Genomic DNA, 17,927 nt, shown 5'->3' with positions numbered 1-17,927 from the left:
ATGGAAGAATACCTAAAAGAGCTAATGCTTGAATATCACCAGTATGCATATATAATACTGTTTTTTTGGTGTATTTTAGAAGGCGAACTTGCTTTGATACTTGGTGGCATTTTAGCCCATGAAGGACACGTAAATGTTGGACTTGCTATTTTTATTGCTGGGCTTGGTGGTTTTATAGGAGATCAAATTTACTTTTACATAGGTAGATATAATAAAAAATACATAACAAAAAAACTTGTTTCCCAAAGACGTAAATTTGCAGTTGCACATTTACTGCTTCAAAAGTATGGTTGGCCTATAATATTTTTTCAAAGATATATGTACGGATTTAGAACCGTTATACCTATGAGTATAGGTATAACTAGATACAACGCAAAGAAATTTGCTTTTATAAATTTAATAAGTGGATGGGTTTGGGCTGCAGTTACTATAACTTTAGCATGGTGCTTTGGTCAACAAATTTGGGATATAGTTTCATATATGGAAAAGCATTTGTATTTTGCGATTCCTGTAATAATACTTTGCATTTTTGGATTTCTATATGGCATGAAAAGATTAGAAGCTAAAATTTTAAATGAAAGGAAAGATAGAAAACATGCAGTTTGAGTTTGAAAATAAAAATATTTCATCCATAAAAGCTGATATTGAGATTATTTTTATACTAAATAAAGATTTAAAACATAAATTTATACAAGATTCTAAAGAATTTAAATTTTTTAATTATAAAGGCGAAGGAGAACTTTTTTTAAGTGATAAAAGAAGATTATATGTTTCTCTTAAAGCACTTGATTACGACGATATAAGAAAATCTTCGGCAAAAGCTTATAATGCGCTTAAAGATTTAAATATAAAAACAGTAAAAATAGCTATCTATTCAGCAAATTGCATAAAAAGAAGTGTTCAAAGTATTGTTGAGGGATTTGAGTTAGTAAGTCATACTTTTGATAAATATAAGAGCGATAAAAAAAGTTTTACTTTGCATAAAGTTATTTTTTCAAATGATGAATATAATGCTAAAAAAATAACAAAAAGTGAAGTTGAAGATGGTATAAAGTATGGTCTTATCATGGCAAATACTACAAATTTTGCAAAAGATATTGTAAATGAAATTCCTGAAATTTACACGCCTATAAAAATGGCAGAAGATGCTGTAAAACTTGCAAAAAGTTTGAAAAATGTAGTGTGCAATATATACGATGAAAAATTTTTAAAAAAAGAAAAAATGAATGCATTTTTGGCAGTAAATCGTTCAAGCATACATCCACCAAGACTTATACATCTAGTGTATAAACCAAAAAAACCTCTTAAAAAAATTATTTTTGTTGGAAAAGGACTAACTTACGACAGCGGAGGACTTAGTTTGAAGCCCGCAAATTTTATGACTACTATGAAAAGCGATAAAAGCGGTGCAGCAGCAGCTCTTGCTATAATAAAAGGGGCAAGTGAGTTAGAGCTTCCTTTTGAAATTCATTCAATTTTAGGTGTAACTGAAAATATGATAGGCGGAAACTCATATAAACCAGATGATGTGCTTATATCAAGAAGTGGAGTAAGTATAGAAGTTAGGAACACTGATGCTGAGGGGCGTTTGGTTTTAGCTGATTGTCTAAGTTATGCTCAAGACTTTAAGCCTGATATACTCATAGATATGGCAACTCTAACTGGAGCTTGTGTTGTTGGATTGGGTGAATTTACAAGCGGAATTTTGGGCAATAATGATGAGTTAAAAACTAAATTTAAAACACTTAGTAAAAAAAGTGGAGAGCTAACTACTATTCTTGATTTTAATGAATATTTAGAAGATAGTATAAAAAGCAGCATAGCTGATATTACAAATAGTGGCTCAAGTAGATATGGTGGTTCTATAACTGCAGGGCTATTTTTAAACCACTTTATAAAAGATGAGTTTAAAGATAAATGGCTACATCTTGATATTGCAGGACCTGCTTATGTAGAAAGAGCGTGGGGATATAATACTTTTGGTGCAAGTGGAGCGGGTGTCAGAATGAATCTTTGCTTCATGCAAGAACTTGCAAAGGAGATGTAATGGGACTTGGTGTTGGTATAGTAGGGCTTCCAAATGTTGGTAAATCAACTACCTTTAATGCTCTTACAAAAGCGCAAAATGCTGAGGCTGCAAACTATCCTTTTTGTACTATAGAGCCAAATAAAGCGGTAGTTCCAGTGCCTGATTTTAGATTAAATGAACTCGCAAAAATAGTAAATCCTGATCGCATTATGCACTCTATGGTAGAATTTGTAGATATTGCAGGACTTGTAAAGGGTGCAAGTAAAGGCGAGGGTCTTGGGAATAAATTTCTTTCCAATATCAGAGAAGTTGAAGTTATACTTCATATGCTAAGATGCTTTGAAAATGAAAATATTACCCATGTTGAAGGAAGTATTGATCCTATAAGAGATATAGGCATTATAGAAACTGAGCTTATTTTAGCTGATATAGAGCAACTTACCAAAAAGATAAGCAGACTTGAAAAAGATGCAAAAAGTGGTCAAAAGGGTGCAAAAGAATCATTAGAAATGGCAAATGAATTATTAAGGCATCTAAATGACGGTAAAAACGCATCGTCATTTAATAAAAGAGATGATGAAGTGTTCATAGCTTTAAATAAAGAACTAAGACTTCTTTCTGGTAAAGAGGTCATATATGTAACAAATGTTGATGAAGAAGCCATTGTAGAAGATAATAAATATGTAAAAGCAGTAAGAGAATATGCAGCAAAAAGCGGTCATGAAGTTGTAAAAATTTGCTCAAAGATAGAAGAAGATATGATAGGGCTTGATGATAAAGAAGCTATAGAGTTTTTAGAATCCATTGGTGGAGAGATAAGCGGATTAAATCAAATTATAAGAACAGCTTTTGCAAAACTAAATCTTATAAGCTATTTTACAGCAGGAGTACAAGAGGTTCGTGCTTGGACTATAACAAATGGCTGGAAAGCTCCAAAAGCAGCATCTGTGATACATAACGACTTTGAAAAAGGATTCATAAAAGCCGAAGTTATAAGTTATGAAGATTTTATTGCTTATAAGGGCGAAAATGGCGCAAAAGAAGCCGGAAAACTAAGACTTGAAGGGAAAGAATACATTGTAAAAGATGGCGATGTAATGCATTTTAGATTCAATGTTTAGTATTATTTTTATTTGTTTTTATCTCAACTCTGTATTTAGAGAAGTTTGATAAAAACGAAACTCTATTTTTAGTTCTAATTTTACTAGTTTCTTTTTTAATGCTAAAATGACGCAAAGATTAGCAGTTTAAAGATTGCAATGTATTTTTGATAAATTTAAAATTTTTAAATTTCTACTTGTTGCGTCATACTTTGAAACTAATAAAAGAAAAAACATAAAAATACTAGCTAATAAATACAAATTAAAATATTAAGTGGCCATGTAGACAGCCACTTTAATTAAGCATCCATTTCTTTCATAATATCTCTAACTGCTCTTATTATGATATCAACTGATTTTAACTCCACTTTTTCGTTAATACTATGTGGATTAAAGATATTTGGACCAATAGAAGTTGCAAGTAAACTTTCATCCTTTCCTATGAAAACTCCACACTCAAGCCCTGCATGAACCGCTGCAAATTTAGCATTTGGAGAATATTTTTTAAGGGCTTTTAAAACGGTTTGACTAAACTCATTAACTTGTGGATTCCAAGGTGTTGTTTGATTTTCAAAGTTAAAATCAAAGTTAAAACACTCGCATAAAGTTTTTGTTTCAAATTTGCTATTTTCTAAACCATCTTTACTCATCGATCTTGCGAAAAATAGTACTTCAAATTTTCCATCTTTTTCTTTGGCGGTTGAGAGATTTATGCTATCTCCTGGGATTTTTAGCTCTTTGTTGTAAGTTCTAACTCCTTGAGAAAAAAGCACAAGCATATTTAGCAAATCATCACTAAAGCTGTAAATTTCGCACTCCATTTTACCAAGCGGTTTAGCTTTTATATAATCTGGTATAAGCGTTATCTCTTTGTCAAAAATTACAGTTGCGTAAGCATTTGCCGCAATTGAGTTTCTTCTTTCTCCACCGTCAAATTTCGATATTTTTCCGCCGTTTTCTTTGATAAATTTAACTAGAAATTTAATTGCATTTGGTATATTTTGGTCAATTTGTGTTCCGCTATGGCCTCCTGGAAATCCCTTTAAGTCTAGTTTATATGCAAATCCGCTATAGTTAGTTTTTTGCAAGGTTTTACTTGCGTACATATCTACGCTTCCTGCACAACCTATCGAAACTCTATCGTCTTCTTCGCTATCAAGGTTTAAAATTTTGCCACTTTTTATTTTTGTATCAAATTTAGCAGCTCCCCAAAGCCCAACTTCTTCATTGTTTGTAAAAACGACTTCTAAGTTTTTAAACTCCTCCATCATTACCATACTTATAGCAACGCCTATACCGTTATCTGCACCAAGGCTTGAGTTTTTTGCACTTAAAAACCCATCTTTTTCTTGTAAGATTAAATTTGGTGCATCTCCAACACAAACCATATCGTAATGGCTTTGCAAACAAATCTTTGGATCGCCTTTATGGGCGTAAATATTTCCAGCTTCATCAACACTAAATTCAAAATTACATTTTTTGCAGTGCTTTAACAAATAATCCCTCATTTCGTCAGTTTCAAAACTACCGTGTGGAATGGTACAAATTTCTTTAAAATATTCCATGACTTTTTTCATTTTATTTCCTTTAAATTTTTATCTTTGCTTTTGCAAATATCATTTAGTATACACTCTTTGCAATTAGGTTTTATCGCTTTGCAAACATATCTTCCAAAAAGTACAATTGCTTGATGTAGCTTGCCAAGATCAGTTTTAAAAGTATTTGTAAGATCAGCTTCTGTTTGCTTGGGCGTTTTTGCTTTGCTTATATTAAGTCTGTGTGCAACCCTAAAAACATGCGTATCAACAGCCATAAAATTTTCATTTTTCCATTCAAGCAATACAACATGCGCCGTTTTTTGTCCAACACCTTCTAAGCTCATCAGATCTTTTTCGTTTAATGGTATTTCTCCGCCAAAATTTGAGACTACATTTTTTGCCATTTTTATCAAATTTGAAGCTTTATTGTTAAAGTAACTGCACGAGTTTATAAGTAATTTTAGACTGTTTAAATTTGCATTTGAAAGCGATATTATATCTGGATAGTTTTTAAACAAACCTGGAGTTATAAGATTTACTCTTTTGTCTGTGCATTGTGCTGAGAGAATAACACAAACTATAAGCTCATAAAGACTGTTAAATTTAAGTTCACTTTTGGCATCTTTATAATTTTCTATGAGTCTAGATTTTATTATTAAGGCATCTTTTTTATTCATAGAATCAAGTTTATCTAAATATTTATTAATATTTTTTAAAAAATTTATTTTTAATTTATAAAGCGTAAATTTGTTTTATGATATAATTAGAATCGTTTATTAAAAAAACAAGAAAATAAAGGAAAATTTATGAATAAATTAGTTTTTACAACACTTAGTTTAGCTACGGCTATTAGTTTAAATGCTGCAGTTTTAGCAACTGTTAATGGGCAAAATATAACATCTGAAGAGCTTGAGGCAATTCCTGGCGTAAAATTAAACCAAATCCCACCTGAAACTAAAAAACAACTTATAGATCAAGCTATTGAGTATAAACTTATAGTTGAAGAAGCTAAAAAAACTGGTGTTCAAAAAGACCCTGAATACGCAAAATCTCTAAAAAATTTAGAAGATAAAGTATCAGCTGATGTTTACATGAAAAAAATTTTTGATGAGATAAAAGTCAGCGAAGCTGATATTAAAAAATTCTATGATACAAACAAAGACAGATTATTTAAAAGACCAGCACAAGCAAAAGCTAGACATATTTTATTTGCCCTTGAAGATGAAAAAGGTGCAAAAGATGCCATAAAAGCATTGCAAGCCTTTAAAGGCAAAGATTTAGAGAAAAAATTTGCTGAACTTGCTAAAGAAAAATCAATCGATGGTGGTAGTGCAAGACAAGGTGGTGAACTTGGTTGGTTTGAGAGAACAAAAATGGTAAAACCATTTGCTGATTCAGCTTTTTCGCTTAAAAAAGGCGAGCTTAGCTCAACTCCTGTTAAATCACAATTTGGTTATCATGTTATATTAAAAGAAGATGAGAGACCAGAAGGCATAATTGCTTATAATGAAGTAAAAGATGAGATAGAAAACTCGCTTAAATTGCAACAATTTAAGGGTAAAATGCAAAGTAAAGTTCAAGAGTTAAAGCAAAATGCAAAAATAACTTACTCTAAATAAAAGGTGTAAAATGGGCGTTTTAGATGTAGTAAAACCTGGTGTATTATTTGGTAAAGATGTTGTCAAACTATATGATTATGCAAAGGAAAATGGCTTTGCAATACCGGCTGTAAATGTAGTAGGTAGTAACTCTATAAATTCAGTTTTAGAAGCAGCAAAAAAGGTTAATTCGCCCGTTATCATTCAGTTTTCAAATGGAGGGGCTAGCTTTTATGCAGGTAAAGGTTGTCCTAATGCCGGTGTGGTAGGTGCAATAGCAGGAGCAAAACATGTTCAGATTTTGTCTGAATACTATGGTATTCCTGTTATTTTGCATACAGATCATGCTGCAAGAAAACTTCTTCCTTGGATAGATGGTTTGATTGAGGCAAATAAAATGTATTTTGCTAGATATAAAAAACCATTATTTAGCTCTCATATGCTTGATTTAAGTGAAGAGAGTCTGGATGCAAATATATCAACTTGCGAAGAATATTTTAGGATTTTTAAAGAGCTTGGTGTTGCTATAGAGATTGAACTTGGAGTAACTGGTGGCGAAGAGGATGGTGTTGATAATACAAGTGTTGATAATGCTCTTTTGTATACTCAGCCAAAAGATGTTGCTACTGCTTACGAAAGACTTTCAAAAATAGGAGATGGTTTTAGTATAGCTGCTAGTTTTGGCAATGTTCATGGTGTTTATAAGCCAGGAAATGTTGTTTTAAGACCTGAAATTTTAGATAATTCGCAAAAATATCTTAAAGAAAAACTAAATTTAAAAGATGAAAAACCTATTAAATTTGTTTTCCATGGCGGAAGCGGAAGTGAGATAAAAGATATAAAAGATGCTGTAAGTTATGGTGTTATTAAGATGAATATCGACACAGATACACAGTGGGCATTTTGGGATGGTGTAAGAGAATATGAGGCTCAAAATAGAGCTTATTTACAAGGGCAAATTGGTAATCCTGAAGGCGATGATAAGCCAAACAAAAAATACTACGATCCGAGAAAATGGCTAAGATGTGGCGAAGAAAGTGTTATAAACAGACTTACTATAGCATATGAGAATTTAAACTGTGTAAATAAAAACTAAGGTGCTTTTCATGGATATAAAAAACGATGCATTTTCAGAGCTAAATTTAAGTGAGACAAATGCTAGCGCAACAAGGCTTGTCTATCTTAAAATTATAGCTTTGCCAACTATTTTTTATGCTATATTTTTACTAGGATATTTTAAGATTATAAATTTTGAAGTAGGGCTTCACACTGTAATAATGATGGGTGTTATATACTTTATATCGCTAATTTTTGCTAGACATAGTGCAGAACTTGGATGTAGTATATTTGAACATCAACTAGATGATTTTAAAAAGGATCTTAGGAAATATATCATAAAAAATTTACTAACAATAGGTGGAGAAAAAAGATCAAATGCGAGTTTTGATGAGTTTGTTGAAAATCATTCAAGACATATAAGAAATGAGCATTTTGCATCAGTTGGTGCCATCGTTTTTCCAATGTTAGGAATTTTGGGAACATTTATAAGTATTGCTATTTCGATGCCAAAATTTGGAATTGATAATTTTAGTAATTTAGAAATAGAAATTTCAGGTCTTTTGGGTGGTGTTGGAACAGCATTTTATATATCTATTTATGGTATTTTTCTTGCACTTTGGTGGTTATTTTTTGAAAAATACGGTATGAGTAGATTTGAAAAAATTATAAATAGACTTAGAAATGATACAAGCGGGTTCTTTTGGACAAAAGAGGGCATAGAGCAAAGATATCTTGGAGAAAATTTAAAACACTTTGAGAAAATCGGTATAGTGTTTGATTATGTATCAAATCAAGAATTTTTTAATATTTTAAATGAATCAGTAGAGAAGAAATTTGAAACATTTAAAAATATACTTCTTACAGAAGAAAAAGCTGTTAAGCTTAGTTCAGAACATATAAAACATACCGCAGATATGTTGCTTCGTTCGCAAAGAGATCAAAAAGATATAGTAAAGGTTCATGCCGAGATGTTAAATATCCTTAATTCATTTAGCTCAAATTTAAAAGAACTGCAATTAGATTTTTCTAAACAATACGCAAGACTACATGATCTTTCGGATGATAGACTTACTAGAATTGAAAAAACTATATCTAGTTTTGAAGAAAACATATATAAATTTAATGCATCTTTAAATAAATTTAGCGAAGATATATTAAACAAGCAAAAAATTTCTATGGAAGCGTTTCAAAAGAGTATTTTTGAAGGAATGCATTCTTTTAAAGAAATCTTTGAAAGAGAAAATCCAGATATATATGATAGTAATAGCGAAGAAATCATTGATGAATATAAGAAAAATGTAGATAAATTAGATGAGGAAGTAAATAAAGTTTTAGATAAAATAAATCAGTTAGACGATGAACAAAAGAAAGTGTTAAATGAAAGTAAAAAACTCTCATAATAATACAAATAGTAATTTTTGGATATCTTATGCTGATTTGATGGCCGGTTTGCTTTTTATTTTTATCTTGGTTTTGGGGGCTATTTTTATAAGGTATTATTTTGCTAAACAAGATTTAAGTACTCTTAAATCAAATTTAGTAATAAAAGAGCAAAATTTAGAACTTAGCAACAAAGAACTTGAAAAAAAGCAAAAAATGCTTAGTGATGTTTTACAAAGCTTAAATGTTGCAAAAGATCAAAACAAACAGCTTGAAATTTTAAACGAATGGATTAGTTCAAGGTTAATTGACTTAGAATCAAATGCAACAAACTTGGAAAGTTCAAATTTGAGTTTCAAACAAGAACTACAAGATGCAAATTCAGCTTTAAATGATCTTAATTCAACTGTGCTCTTTTTACAAAATGAGATTTTAGATTTACAAAATGTTATTTCTAGTAAGGATGCTAAATATCAGGAATTGTATAGTGATTTTAACATTACTAAACAAAGGGTTAAAAGCTTAAGTGGTATTAGAGTAAAAGTTATAGAAACATTACAAAAAGAGCTTGGAAATGATATAAAAATAGATCAAAATAGTGGTGCTATATCACTATCTTCATCTGTGCTTTTTGATGTTGGATCTTCAGATCTTAAAGAAGAATCTAAACAGTATTTGAAAAATACATTACAAAAATATCTTAACATTTTGCTTAGTGATGAAATTCGTCCAAATATAGATCAGATAATGATAGAAGGACATACAGATAGTGATGGTGGCTATCTTTATAATTTGGACTTGTCTCAAAAAAGAGCTTATGAGGTTATGAAGTTTATTTACACTTGGAATAATGATAAGAAATTGCAAAATTATCTTGTCGCAAGTGGCAGAAGCTTTTTAGATACTATAAAAGTAAATGGAGTAGAAGATAAGCAAGCCTCTAGAAGGATAGAAATTAAATTTTCTATATCAAATAAAGAAGCGATGAAAGAGATAGAAAAATTCTTGGAGCTTAAAAATAACTAGGATTGATGAAGTTTTTTTTAGAAACATAAATTTCTTTCTTTTAAGAGATGATTTAATAGATGGCGATTTTAACGGAAATAAGGCTAGAAAATTAGACTATTTTTTAGATGCCAATCTTAGTAAATTCAATAAAATAATAAGCTATGGTTCAAATCAGTCAAATGCAATGTATTCTATAAGTGTTTTTGCAAAAAGAAAAAATTTAGAGTTTTTATATGTATGTTCTCATCTTGGTAAAAAATTAAAAGAAAATCCTAATGGCAACTTTAAATTTGCCCTTGAAAATGGGATGAAATATTTTATAAGTGAAGATAGGGAAAATTTTGCAAGAAGTTTAGCTGATGAAAAAACTCTTTTTATAAAAGAAGGTGTTGCGCAAAAAGAAGCTGAGTTTGGTTTTATAAAACAAGCTCATTTTATAGAAGGTTATGCTGCACAAAAGAACATTACATTTGATATTTTCCTACCAAGTGGCACTGGGGCGAGCGCTACGTATTTAGCTAAAAATACTAAATTTAATGTTTTTACTACGCCTTGTGTGGGAGATGAAAATTATCTAAAAAAGCAAATTTTAGAACTTGATAAAAACTCAAAAGTTCAAATTTTAAAACCACCCCAAAAATACGCATTTGGTGAAGTCAAAAAAGAGCTATATGAAATTTGGAATGAGCTTTTGTGTGAGACAAAAATAGAGTTTGATCTAATATATGATCCTGTGGGATTTTTGACACTTCTTTTAAATTTACATAAATTTAAAAATCCAATTCTTTATATTCATCAAGGTGGAATAATAGGAAATATCAGCCAGCTTGAGCGCTATAAATACAAAGGTATTGTAAATTTATAGTATAATAAGGTATAAAAGGATTTTTCATGAAAATATTAAAATCAACAGATAAAAATTTTAAAAGTGAATTTAATAAACTAGTTCATCGCTCAGATAGTGATATGAGTAAAGTTATGCCTATTGTTCAGGGTATTATCGATGATATAAAAGCAAGAGGTGATACGGCTTTGGTTGAGCAGATAGCTAAATTTGATAAATGGGACGCGACAAATGCTTTAAAGATTTCTAGCCAAGAGATGAAAAAAGCTTATGATTCTTTGGATATAAATTTAAAAAATTCCCTAAAGGTGGCTTATGATAGGATAAAAGCTTATCACGAAAAACAACTTGAGAAAACTTGGCTTAGTTTTGAGGATAATGGTACTATTTTGGGACAAAAAGTTACACCTGTTGATATAGCAGGGCTTTATATACCAGGGGGGAAAGCGGCTTATCCAAGCTCACTTTTGATGAACGCAATACCAGCAATTGTTGCTGGTGTTAAAGAGATAACAGTTTGTACGCCTGCTATAAATGGAAATGTAAATCATTTATTATTAGCAGCCATGCATCTTCTTGGCATACAAAATGCGTATAAAGTTGGTGGTGCATCTGCAATAGGTGCTATGGCTTATGGAACAGATAGCATTAAGAAAGTTGATGTTATAACAGGACCTGGAAATATATATGTTGCAACTGCAAAAAAACTTGTTTTTGGTGATGTAAATATAGATATGATTGCAGGACCGAGTGAGATAGGTGTTTTGGCAGATAAAAGTGCAAATTACAAACATATCGCAGTTGATCTGCTTTCCCAGGCTGAACACGATGAGATAGCAAGTAGTTTTCTTATAACTGATGATGAGAGCTTTGCAAATTTGATAAATGACGAGATAATGGCTGTTTTGCCAACTCTTGAGCGTGAGAATATAGCAAGAGCTAGTATAGAAAATAAAGCTGCCATAATAATAGCAAAAGATATGAATGAGGCTACTTGGTTGATGAATGAACTTGCCGTAGAGCACTTAGAGATAGCAACAGATAATGCGTTTGATTATCTTCAAAATATAAAAAACGCTGGAGCTATATTTTTAGGACACAATACTCCTGAAGCCATGGGAGATTATTTAGCAGGACCAAATCATACTTTGCCAACAGGGGGAAGTGCTAGATTTTTCTCTCCGCTTGGGGTTAATAATTTTATCAAAAAAAGCTCAATTATTTCTATAAGTAAAACTGGAATAAATGAACTTGGCGAAGCATGTATGGCGTTTGCTAGAGCAGAAGGACTTGGTGCTCATGAGAGGTCTGTAAATTTAAGATTTGGTAAACAATAAGTTTATTTATTTATGTTATAATTAACTCAACTTAATAACAAAGGAGATGTTATGCAAGTAAATAGTTTTAATACAAATGCTACAAATGGAAACCAATATTTAAATCAAGCCCAAAATAACGCTAGTAAAGCGTTAGATGCTATAGCTGCAAATAGGGCTATTTCTAGTACAGATGGGGCTAGTATGAACATTGCTGATTCGCTTAGATTGCAAAGCTCGTCATTGCAACAAGGTGTCGCAAATGCAAATGATGCTATAGGTGTTTTGCAAATAGCAGATGGCGCTTTAAGCAATATAACAAAAAGTGCAGATAGGATAAACGAACTTTCTGTGACTATGAATAATGGTATTTTAAATAATGACCAAAAAGCTATGATACAAAATGAAGCAAATGCTTTAGTTAGTTCTATGAAAGATGCAGTTTATGGCGCAAGTTTTAATGGTAAAAATGTTTTTAGTGGAAATATGGAATTTGTTACTGGAAATGGAAATGCTAGTATATCTTTAAATACTCCAAATTTCAGCACTATAGATGTAAATAACCAGAAAAGTGTTCAAGATTTTATGAGTAGTATAAATTCACTTAGAAGTGATATTGGTTCAGCTCAAAATGGCATAATGAGTGGTGTAAAAGTAGCCATGAATACAAATGTAAATGTTAATGCAAGTGAAAGTAACTTGCAAAATAACGATATAGCTAAAAATGCAAATGATTTTAATCAAGCAAATTTCTTAATTAATTCAGGCTCATATGCATCTGCATTTAATCTACAAAATGCTCAAAATCAAATAGCAACATTACTTAGATAAAAGTAAATATAGCTTAGTTTCTCTAAGCTATATTATTATCTCATACAATTTTTTCCACTATTTTTAGCTTCATACATTTTTATATCGGCAAACTTTATAAGATCTTTAAAATTTGTTATTTTATCTTCAGTACTAGCAATTCCTAAACTAACACTACTTTTCCATAAAATTTCTTTATTTTCTTTATTTCCAATAATTATTTTTATATTTTTAATTTTTTCAAGAAGTATATGAGCTAATTTTGTAGCACCATTTTTATTTGTATTTTGACATATGATCAAAAATTCATCACCGCCAAGCCTGCAAACTATATCATCTGTGCGTATATTTTCTTTTAATGTTTTTGATAGCGATATAAGTACTTTATCTCCAACATCATGACCAAATTCATCATTTACACATTTGAAATTATCTACATCTACCATAATTACACTTAGAGCATTCATTGTGGCGCAATTTTCTTTATATAGATCTTTTAAAGTATTCATTGCAAATCTTCTATTTTTAAGTTCTGTTAATTGATCTGTTTGAGATAGATACTCTAGTTTTCTGTTTTTTTCCATAAGTTCTTTTGTTTTTTCTTTTACTTTTTGTTCTAAAGTATTTTTAAGATCGGTAAGTTCTTTATTTCTATCTGTTAAAATTGTAAAAAGAGTTGTTAAAGAGTGAACTAGTGGTTCTGTCTTTTTATCTATATCTTTGGTTAATTTCTCATATGCTTCGCTTGGTGTCATACCAGTATCTATCATGTTTATTTGTAGCCCTAGTATTTTATCTTGACCAAGTATATGAAATGCAAGCCAATTTATCAAAAAATCTAGTAAAGATTTTGCGCTTAAAAACATATTGTTCTTATCTATAGAAGATGCCAATTCTTTCATTGTTTCTATAAATATCTTGTGGTTATTTTTATGGCGGATAAAGAATTTTTTGTCAACTTTCTTCTTTTTCATAATTTTTTCTTCATCAGAAAAATGATAAATAGTATAATCAACAATTTCTTTTAAAAAAAATCCCATATCTTCAAAATCAATGCTAGAGAGATTTATTTTTTCAGCTATATTGTTTATCAAATTTACTAAGTGCATATGTTGCTCGTCTACACTTTTTATGCCTGTTTCAAAGGTTTTATTCCATACAAACATTTTAATCTGTGATATATTTTGATTAGAAAGTTCTTCATTTTCTGATAATATATCCATTGTTTATTTTCCTTTAAATTTCTGCTTATAAAATGATACCAGAAATGCAAAATTTTGTAAATAAAATTGTTATATTTTAATTTTTATAATTGCTAATTTATATATTTAAAAATATAATTTTCTATTTTTTCTTGACAAAAAGTCAATATTTATATATAATACAATTTCGTTTTTAAAAAGTCTTGCTAGCTCAGTCGGTAGAGCATCTCACTTTTAATGAGGGGGCCGTTGGTTCGAATCCAACGCAGGACACCATTAATATTATAAAATGCGTTACTTTGTGATTTGACCCTTTCGTCTAGTGGCTCAGGACATTACAATCTCTTTGTAATAACGTAAGTTCAAATCTTGCAAGGGTCGCCATTTTGGTCGCTTAGCTCAGTTGGTAGAGCGCCACCCTTACAAGGTGGATGTCATAAGTTCGAGTCTTATAGCGACCACCATATCATTATTTAGGTGCAGCGGTAGTTCAGTTGGTTAGAATGCCGCCCTGTCACGGCGGAGGTCGCGAGTTCGAGCCTCGTCCGCTGCGCCACTTCTTTGTCTTGCTAGCTCAGTCGGTAGAGCATCTCACTTTTAATGAGGGGGCCGTTGGTTCGAATCCAACGCAGGACACCAATTTTATATAAATTATTTTTACTATTTTTTAAAGTTTTTGTATTAAGTTATAATAATCACATATATTTAAATTTAAGGATTTATAATAAATTTAAAAGACGAAACGCTAAAAATTTTAAAAGAATAAATAAAACGATCGAAGATATTGACTATGCATATGTGCATAATTTAACTATTCTACAAATGAAGAAAAAACATTATACAGTGGTGATTATATAGATTAATGCTCTTGCTATAGTTTATAACGACAAATTTAGTGAATAAGTAATAAGCGGATTCATAGTGTTTAAGATAATACTTGGCCAGGGGGAGTATTATACGATAGTGTATGGTGGTGGAGCTATAAAAGTAAGCTACAAGAGATGATATAAAAAATAATTGAGATGCGTGAAATTGAATTGCGGTTCAAAAATAAACACTTCTCACGGAGTATACATTTTTTAAGAAAAGCGAAAATTAATTTAAGAGAGCTAATTTTTAAAAGCTTTCTTTTAAGATAAGGTGGAAATTTAGTATAAATATTTGTCAGGCATTTAGAATATACTATTTAGAATTATTTGTATCATTTAATAAAAAGCATCAGAAATAAAGAGTAAAATGGATATTTCTAATTAAATAAAATAGGAATAATTTGAAAAAATCTAAAAAAGCTAATTCATTTATTTTTAATAATTATAAGATTAATTACTGCAATGTTTTCTACTTGTAGTGCGTATATACTTTTTAAATATCAATCAAATTATGAATATAAGAATCAAGCTTATAAATTATTTTTAGAAAAAATTGATTTAAATAATTCTCCAATAATTAACAAAATTCTAAATTTGGGTTCTCTTGCTGATTCTGTTGCCACCGACAGTGAAATACAAGATTTAGAAAATGATATGCATGAACTTTTAAATTCTCATTCCCGTAATGAGATATATTTAATGTTAAATAATGAATTTAATACATTAAAATTATATGGAGATAAAAAACAAAGATATACTGTGACGACATTTTGTTATTATTAAATAATCAAGCACATATTATAAATTGGAGGAATTATGAACCTTCTATTAATCTTTATTATAAGGAATGGGAATCTACAAAGGGTAGAATTTCCATTGGATATGAACCAATGATTTTTGATGACGAAAGAATAAATTTAATTCTAACAAATAAAATATTTAAAGTTTTATTAAAACATATAAATAAAAGTGAATTAGATTTTTAGTTTTAATTAAACACAATATAGTAAAATTATCGCTATATATTCGTGAAATACTTAACGAATAAATTTAAAAAAGAGTCATTTGGGGTATCTATTTTTTATAAAGTTTTGGTGGAGATGTGCGGGATCGAACCGCAGTCCAAAAATAAATACTCACAGCGTCTACATGTTTAGCAAAAGTGAAAATTTCATCTAAAAAGGCTCACTTTCCAAAACCAAAATTTAGACTAAGACTAAATTTCGTCTAAACACTCGTCATATGCCTAAACTACACTATTTGAGATTACTCGCTTTTGTGCCTAAATAGTATCAGCACAATGCAAGGCTCAACTGAACTTACGCAGCTTTAGCGTAAGCAGGAGCGAATTTAACGTTATTTGCGTTTAAATTTATTTTGGATTTTATACGCTATATCCAAAGCGACATGCAACCATGGGTAATCTACTCCTGTCGAAGCCAAATCATCCCCATAAAAATTCTGCGAAATATACTATAAAAACTTCTAAATGTCAAGTTTTTGCGGTAGTATGATTATTTTCGGATTCAAGATAGAAAAATAATCTTTATCCTCATTTATATCTTGTAAAAAACTCACAAATTGATCGCTTGCTAAAAGTAACCAATCAGTAAAATCTCTATTTGCTGGACCTTTTAAAATTCTTGCTTCTTCCATTACGTCTTCACACATCATTGCTAGTTTTGATATAGGGTCTAGTTTCATATATGCAGCAGATGATTTTATGTTATGGAAAATTCTAAAAAGTTCATTTACGCTATCTTTGTATAATTCTTCTCTTTCTAGTTTTATAATCAAAGGTTCCATAATATCACACATAAGACTATAGTGCGATAAAAATTCTTCCACTAAATCACTAGGAAAATCTACCTCTATGGTTTTTAATATTCCCAATTTTGACTCCTTGACCTCTTGATTAAAATTGTGTGTAACATTTTTGGATAAAATGCACTCATATTTGAAAAATAATTCAAATATATTTGTTAGTATAACACAAAATTGCCATATTGTGAAATTTAATTATAAAAATATAGGAGAAAATGTTGAGTATCGAAAGAAGAATCTTTTTTGAGATAAATCACTTGTTTAAGATAAACAAAACAGATCGTCCTTGGCATATGCCACTTACTGCTGGAATATGTACATCTGGTCCACTTTTTATAGGAGCGATGACAAACTATATGCCTCAAGCTACCATAGCATCTTTGGCTGGATTTGTATTTTTATATACTTTAAAAACACCGCTTTATCATAGAATGATAGCGCTTATGGCTTGTAGTTTTGGCATGATAACATCTTTTGTTTTTGGTGCTTTTGCTCAAATAAGTCCAAATTTTATTCCCATAGTTCTTGGTGTTATTACTATGATAACTACCATGATAGTGAGATTTTATAGGCTTCCAACACCTGGAAATTTCTTTTTTATAATGATAGCTACCCTTGCAGCTTTTATGCCTTTTAGAGTTGAAACATTAATACAAATTAGTGGATATTTTATGTTGGGTACAATTTGGAGTTGTTTGGTTGCTTTTTTATATGGACTTAGTACTATTAAATTTATAGGACCGGAGCCAATCGCTGAAATAAAATATGATGGATTTGATGATGTTATACTTGATTCTGTAATAATAGGTATATTTGTGGCTTTAAGTGTTGCTTTAGCTCATTTTCTTGGATTTGAAAAGCCTTATTGGGTTCCTATATCAACATTGGCTATATTGCAAGGTATGACTTTGAGGAGTAAATGGACAAGGCAAATTCATAGAATTGGTGGAACTTTTTTAGGCATAATTTTGACATATTTTTTATTGCTAATATCTATGAATAACTATAAAATAGCGCTTTTAATAGGTGTTTTAACATTTTTAATGGAATTTAGTGTTGTTAGAAATTATGGAGTGGCTTCTATATTCATAACTCCGCTTACTGTTTATATAGCTGAGATGAATGGAGTTATAAGCGGAGATGCAACGGATCTTATAGTTACAAGATTGTTTGATATAGTTTTTGGTAGTTTTGTTGGATTTATAGGTGGTATTTGTCTTCATAATAATAAATTTAGAAGCGTGATTGCTTATGTAGTTTTGATTTTTGCAAAAAAATAAAAAACCCCAAATTTTCAGCACTATTGTAGCTATTTTTTGATAGAATTAACTTTTGTATAATTTGCTTTTG

Annotated in this window: 16 protein-coding genes, 5 tRNA genes and 1 other RNA gene; 17 read left to right on the top strand and 5 right to left on the bottom strand. The window is 30.2% G+C overall.

What is annotated here, in order from left to right:
- From ACZ5VL_RS08475 to ychF, 3 genes are read left to right on the top strand one after another with little or no spacing between them, the layout of a single operon-like run.
- On the top strand, positions 1-606 hold the full coding sequence (locus ACZ5VL_RS08475) for a DedA family protein (protein ID WP_464198720.1): 606 nt from the start codon (positions 1-3) through the stop codon (positions 604-606).
- Positions 596-2,047: a leucyl aminopeptidase gene (locus ACZ5VL_RS08470; RefSeq protein ID WP_464200325.1), complete on the top strand. Its 1,452-nt coding sequence runs from the start codon at positions 596-598 to the stop codon at positions 2,045-2,047. Before ACZ5VL_RS08475 ends, ACZ5VL_RS08470 begins: the two co-directional genes overlap by 11 nt.
- Complete coding sequence (ychF, locus tag ACZ5VL_RS08465) at positions 2,047-3,150, top strand: redox-regulated ATPase YchF (RefSeq protein WP_464198718.1); 1,104 nt, start codon at positions 2,047-2,049, stop codon at positions 3,148-3,150. The genes ACZ5VL_RS08470 and ychF overlap by 1 nt, the downstream gene beginning before the upstream one ends.
- A gap of 278 nt (positions 3,151-3,428) precedes the next feature.
- On the opposite strand, the gene ACZ5VL_RS08460 is transcribed toward ychF, so the two are convergent.
- Both ACZ5VL_RS08460 and ACZ5VL_RS08455 read right to left on the bottom strand, forming a co-directional pair.
- Complete coding sequence (locus ACZ5VL_RS08460; RefSeq protein ID WP_464198716.1) at positions 3,429-4,706, bottom strand: M20/M25/M40 family metallo-hydrolase; 1,278 nt, start codon at positions 4,704-4,706, stop codon at positions 3,429-3,431.
- Positions 4,703-5,344 carry an endonuclease III domain-containing protein gene (locus ACZ5VL_RS08455; protein ID WP_464198714.1) on the bottom strand — a complete coding sequence of 214 codons (642 nt, stop codon included), beginning with the start codon at positions 5,342-5,344 and terminating at the stop codon, positions 4,703-4,705. The genes ACZ5VL_RS08460 and ACZ5VL_RS08455 overlap by 4 nt, the downstream gene beginning before the upstream one ends.
- Positions 5,345-5,473: 129 nt before the next feature.
- Here ACZ5VL_RS08455 and ACZ5VL_RS08450 point away from each other — a divergent pair, with 129 nt between their 5' ends.
- Genes ACZ5VL_RS08450 through ACZ5VL_RS08420 form a run of 7 tightly spaced genes read left to right on the top strand, consistent with a single transcriptional unit; the run spans position 5,474 to position 12,703 of the window.
- A complete protein-coding gene (locus ACZ5VL_RS08450; RefSeq protein WP_464198712.1) occupies positions 5,474-6,286 on the top strand; it encodes a peptidylprolyl isomerase in 813 nt (270 codons plus the stop codon).
- Positions 6,287-6,296: 10 nt separating this feature from the next.
- Positions 6,297-7,361 (top strand): class II fructose-bisphosphate aldolase, encoded by a 1,065-nt coding sequence (gene fbaA / locus ACZ5VL_RS08445; RefSeq protein WP_464198710.1) that lies wholly within the window; start codon positions 6,297-6,299, stop codon positions 7,359-7,361.
- Positions 7,362-7,371: 10 nt separating this feature from the next.
- The gene (locus tag ACZ5VL_RS08440) at positions 7,372-8,724 is read left to right on the top strand and encodes a MotA/TolQ/ExbB proton channel family protein (protein ID WP_464198708.1); all 1,353 of its coding nucleotides are present in this window, start codon (positions 7,372-7,374) and stop codon (positions 8,722-8,724) included.
- Positions 8,702-9,730 carry an OmpA family protein gene (locus ACZ5VL_RS08435; protein ID WP_464198706.1) on the top strand — a complete coding sequence of 343 codons (1,029 nt, stop codon included), beginning with the start codon at positions 8,702-8,704 and terminating at the stop codon, positions 9,728-9,730. The genes ACZ5VL_RS08440 and ACZ5VL_RS08435 overlap by 23 nt, the downstream gene beginning before the upstream one ends.
- Positions 9,723-10,577 (top strand): 1-aminocyclopropane-1-carboxylate deaminase, encoded by an 855-nt coding sequence (locus tag ACZ5VL_RS08430; RefSeq protein WP_464200324.1) that lies wholly within the window; start codon positions 9,723-9,725, stop codon positions 10,575-10,577. The genes ACZ5VL_RS08435 and ACZ5VL_RS08430 overlap by 8 nt, the downstream gene beginning before the upstream one ends.
- 26 nt (positions 10,578-10,603) lie before the next feature.
- Entirely contained in the window at positions 10,604-11,893 is a 1,290-nt protein-coding gene (gene hisD, locus ACZ5VL_RS08425) for a histidinol dehydrogenase (RefSeq protein WP_464198704.1), read from the top strand.
- A 51-nt stretch (positions 11,894-11,944) separates the two neighbouring features.
- Positions 11,945-12,703, top strand: coding sequence for a flagellin (locus ACZ5VL_RS08420; RefSeq protein ID WP_464198702.1), 759 nt, complete (start codon positions 11,945-11,947; stop codon positions 12,701-12,703).
- 35 nt (positions 12,704-12,738) lie between these two features.
- On the opposite strand, the gene ACZ5VL_RS08415 is transcribed toward ACZ5VL_RS08420, so the two are convergent.
- Positions 12,739-13,905: a bacteriohemerythrin gene (locus ACZ5VL_RS08415; protein ID WP_464198700.1), complete on the bottom strand. Its 1,167-nt coding sequence runs from the start codon at positions 13,903-13,905 to the stop codon at positions 12,739-12,741.
- 179 nt (positions 13,906-14,084) lie between these two features.
- On the opposite strand from ACZ5VL_RS08415, the gene ACZ5VL_RS08410 reads away from it, so the two are divergent.
- The 6 genes from ACZ5VL_RS08410 to ACZ5VL_RS08385 all read left to right on the top strand — a co-directional run bounded on the left by ACZ5VL_RS08410 (position 14,085) and on the right by ACZ5VL_RS08385 (position 15,536).
- Positions 14,085-14,160, top strand: a tRNA-Lys gene (locus ACZ5VL_RS08410).
- Positions 14,161-14,192: 32 nt separating this feature from the next.
- A tRNA-Glu gene (locus ACZ5VL_RS08405) sits at positions 14,193-14,268 on the top strand.
- 4 nt (positions 14,269-14,272) lie between these two features.
- Positions 14,273-14,348: transfer RNA gene (locus ACZ5VL_RS08400), tRNA-Val, on the top strand.
- Between the two features lie 15 nt (positions 14,349-14,363).
- Positions 14,364-14,440: transfer RNA gene (locus tag ACZ5VL_RS08395), tRNA-Asp, on the top strand.
- Positions 14,441-14,447: 7 nt separating this feature from the next.
- A tRNA-Lys gene (locus tag ACZ5VL_RS08390) sits at positions 14,448-14,523 on the top strand.
- Positions 14,524-15,215: 692 nt separating this feature from the next.
- Entirely contained in the window at positions 15,216-15,536 is a 321-nt protein-coding gene (locus ACZ5VL_RS08385) for a hypothetical protein (protein WP_464198698.1), read from the top strand.
- Positions 15,537-15,845: 309 nt separating this feature from the next.
- Here ACZ5VL_RS08385 and ssrA read toward each other — a convergent pair.
- Together ssrA and ACZ5VL_RS08375 are read right to left on the bottom strand one after the other, a co-directional pair.
- Positions 15,846-16,205, bottom strand: a transfer-messenger RNA (tmRNA) gene (gene ssrA, locus ACZ5VL_RS08380).
- Between the two features lie 33 nt (positions 16,206-16,238).
- Positions 16,239-16,646, bottom strand: a complete 408-nt coding sequence (locus ACZ5VL_RS08375; RefSeq protein WP_464198696.1) for an Hpt domain-containing protein — start codon at positions 16,644-16,646, stop codon at positions 16,239-16,241.
- A gap of 146 nt (positions 16,647-16,792) precedes the next feature.
- On the opposite strand from ACZ5VL_RS08375, the gene ACZ5VL_RS08370 reads away from it, so the two are divergent.
- A complete protein-coding gene (locus ACZ5VL_RS08370; protein ID WP_464198694.1) occupies positions 16,793-17,857 on the top strand; it encodes an FUSC family protein in 1,065 nt (354 codons plus the stop codon).
- Positions 17,858-17,927 lie beyond the last annotated feature (70 nt).

It is taken from the genome of Campylobacter sp. GTC17093 (genome assembly GCF_055397635.1).
The sequence above is the reverse complement of the archived record's forward strand: the minus strand, read 5'-3'. Positions and strand labels throughout refer to the sequence as shown.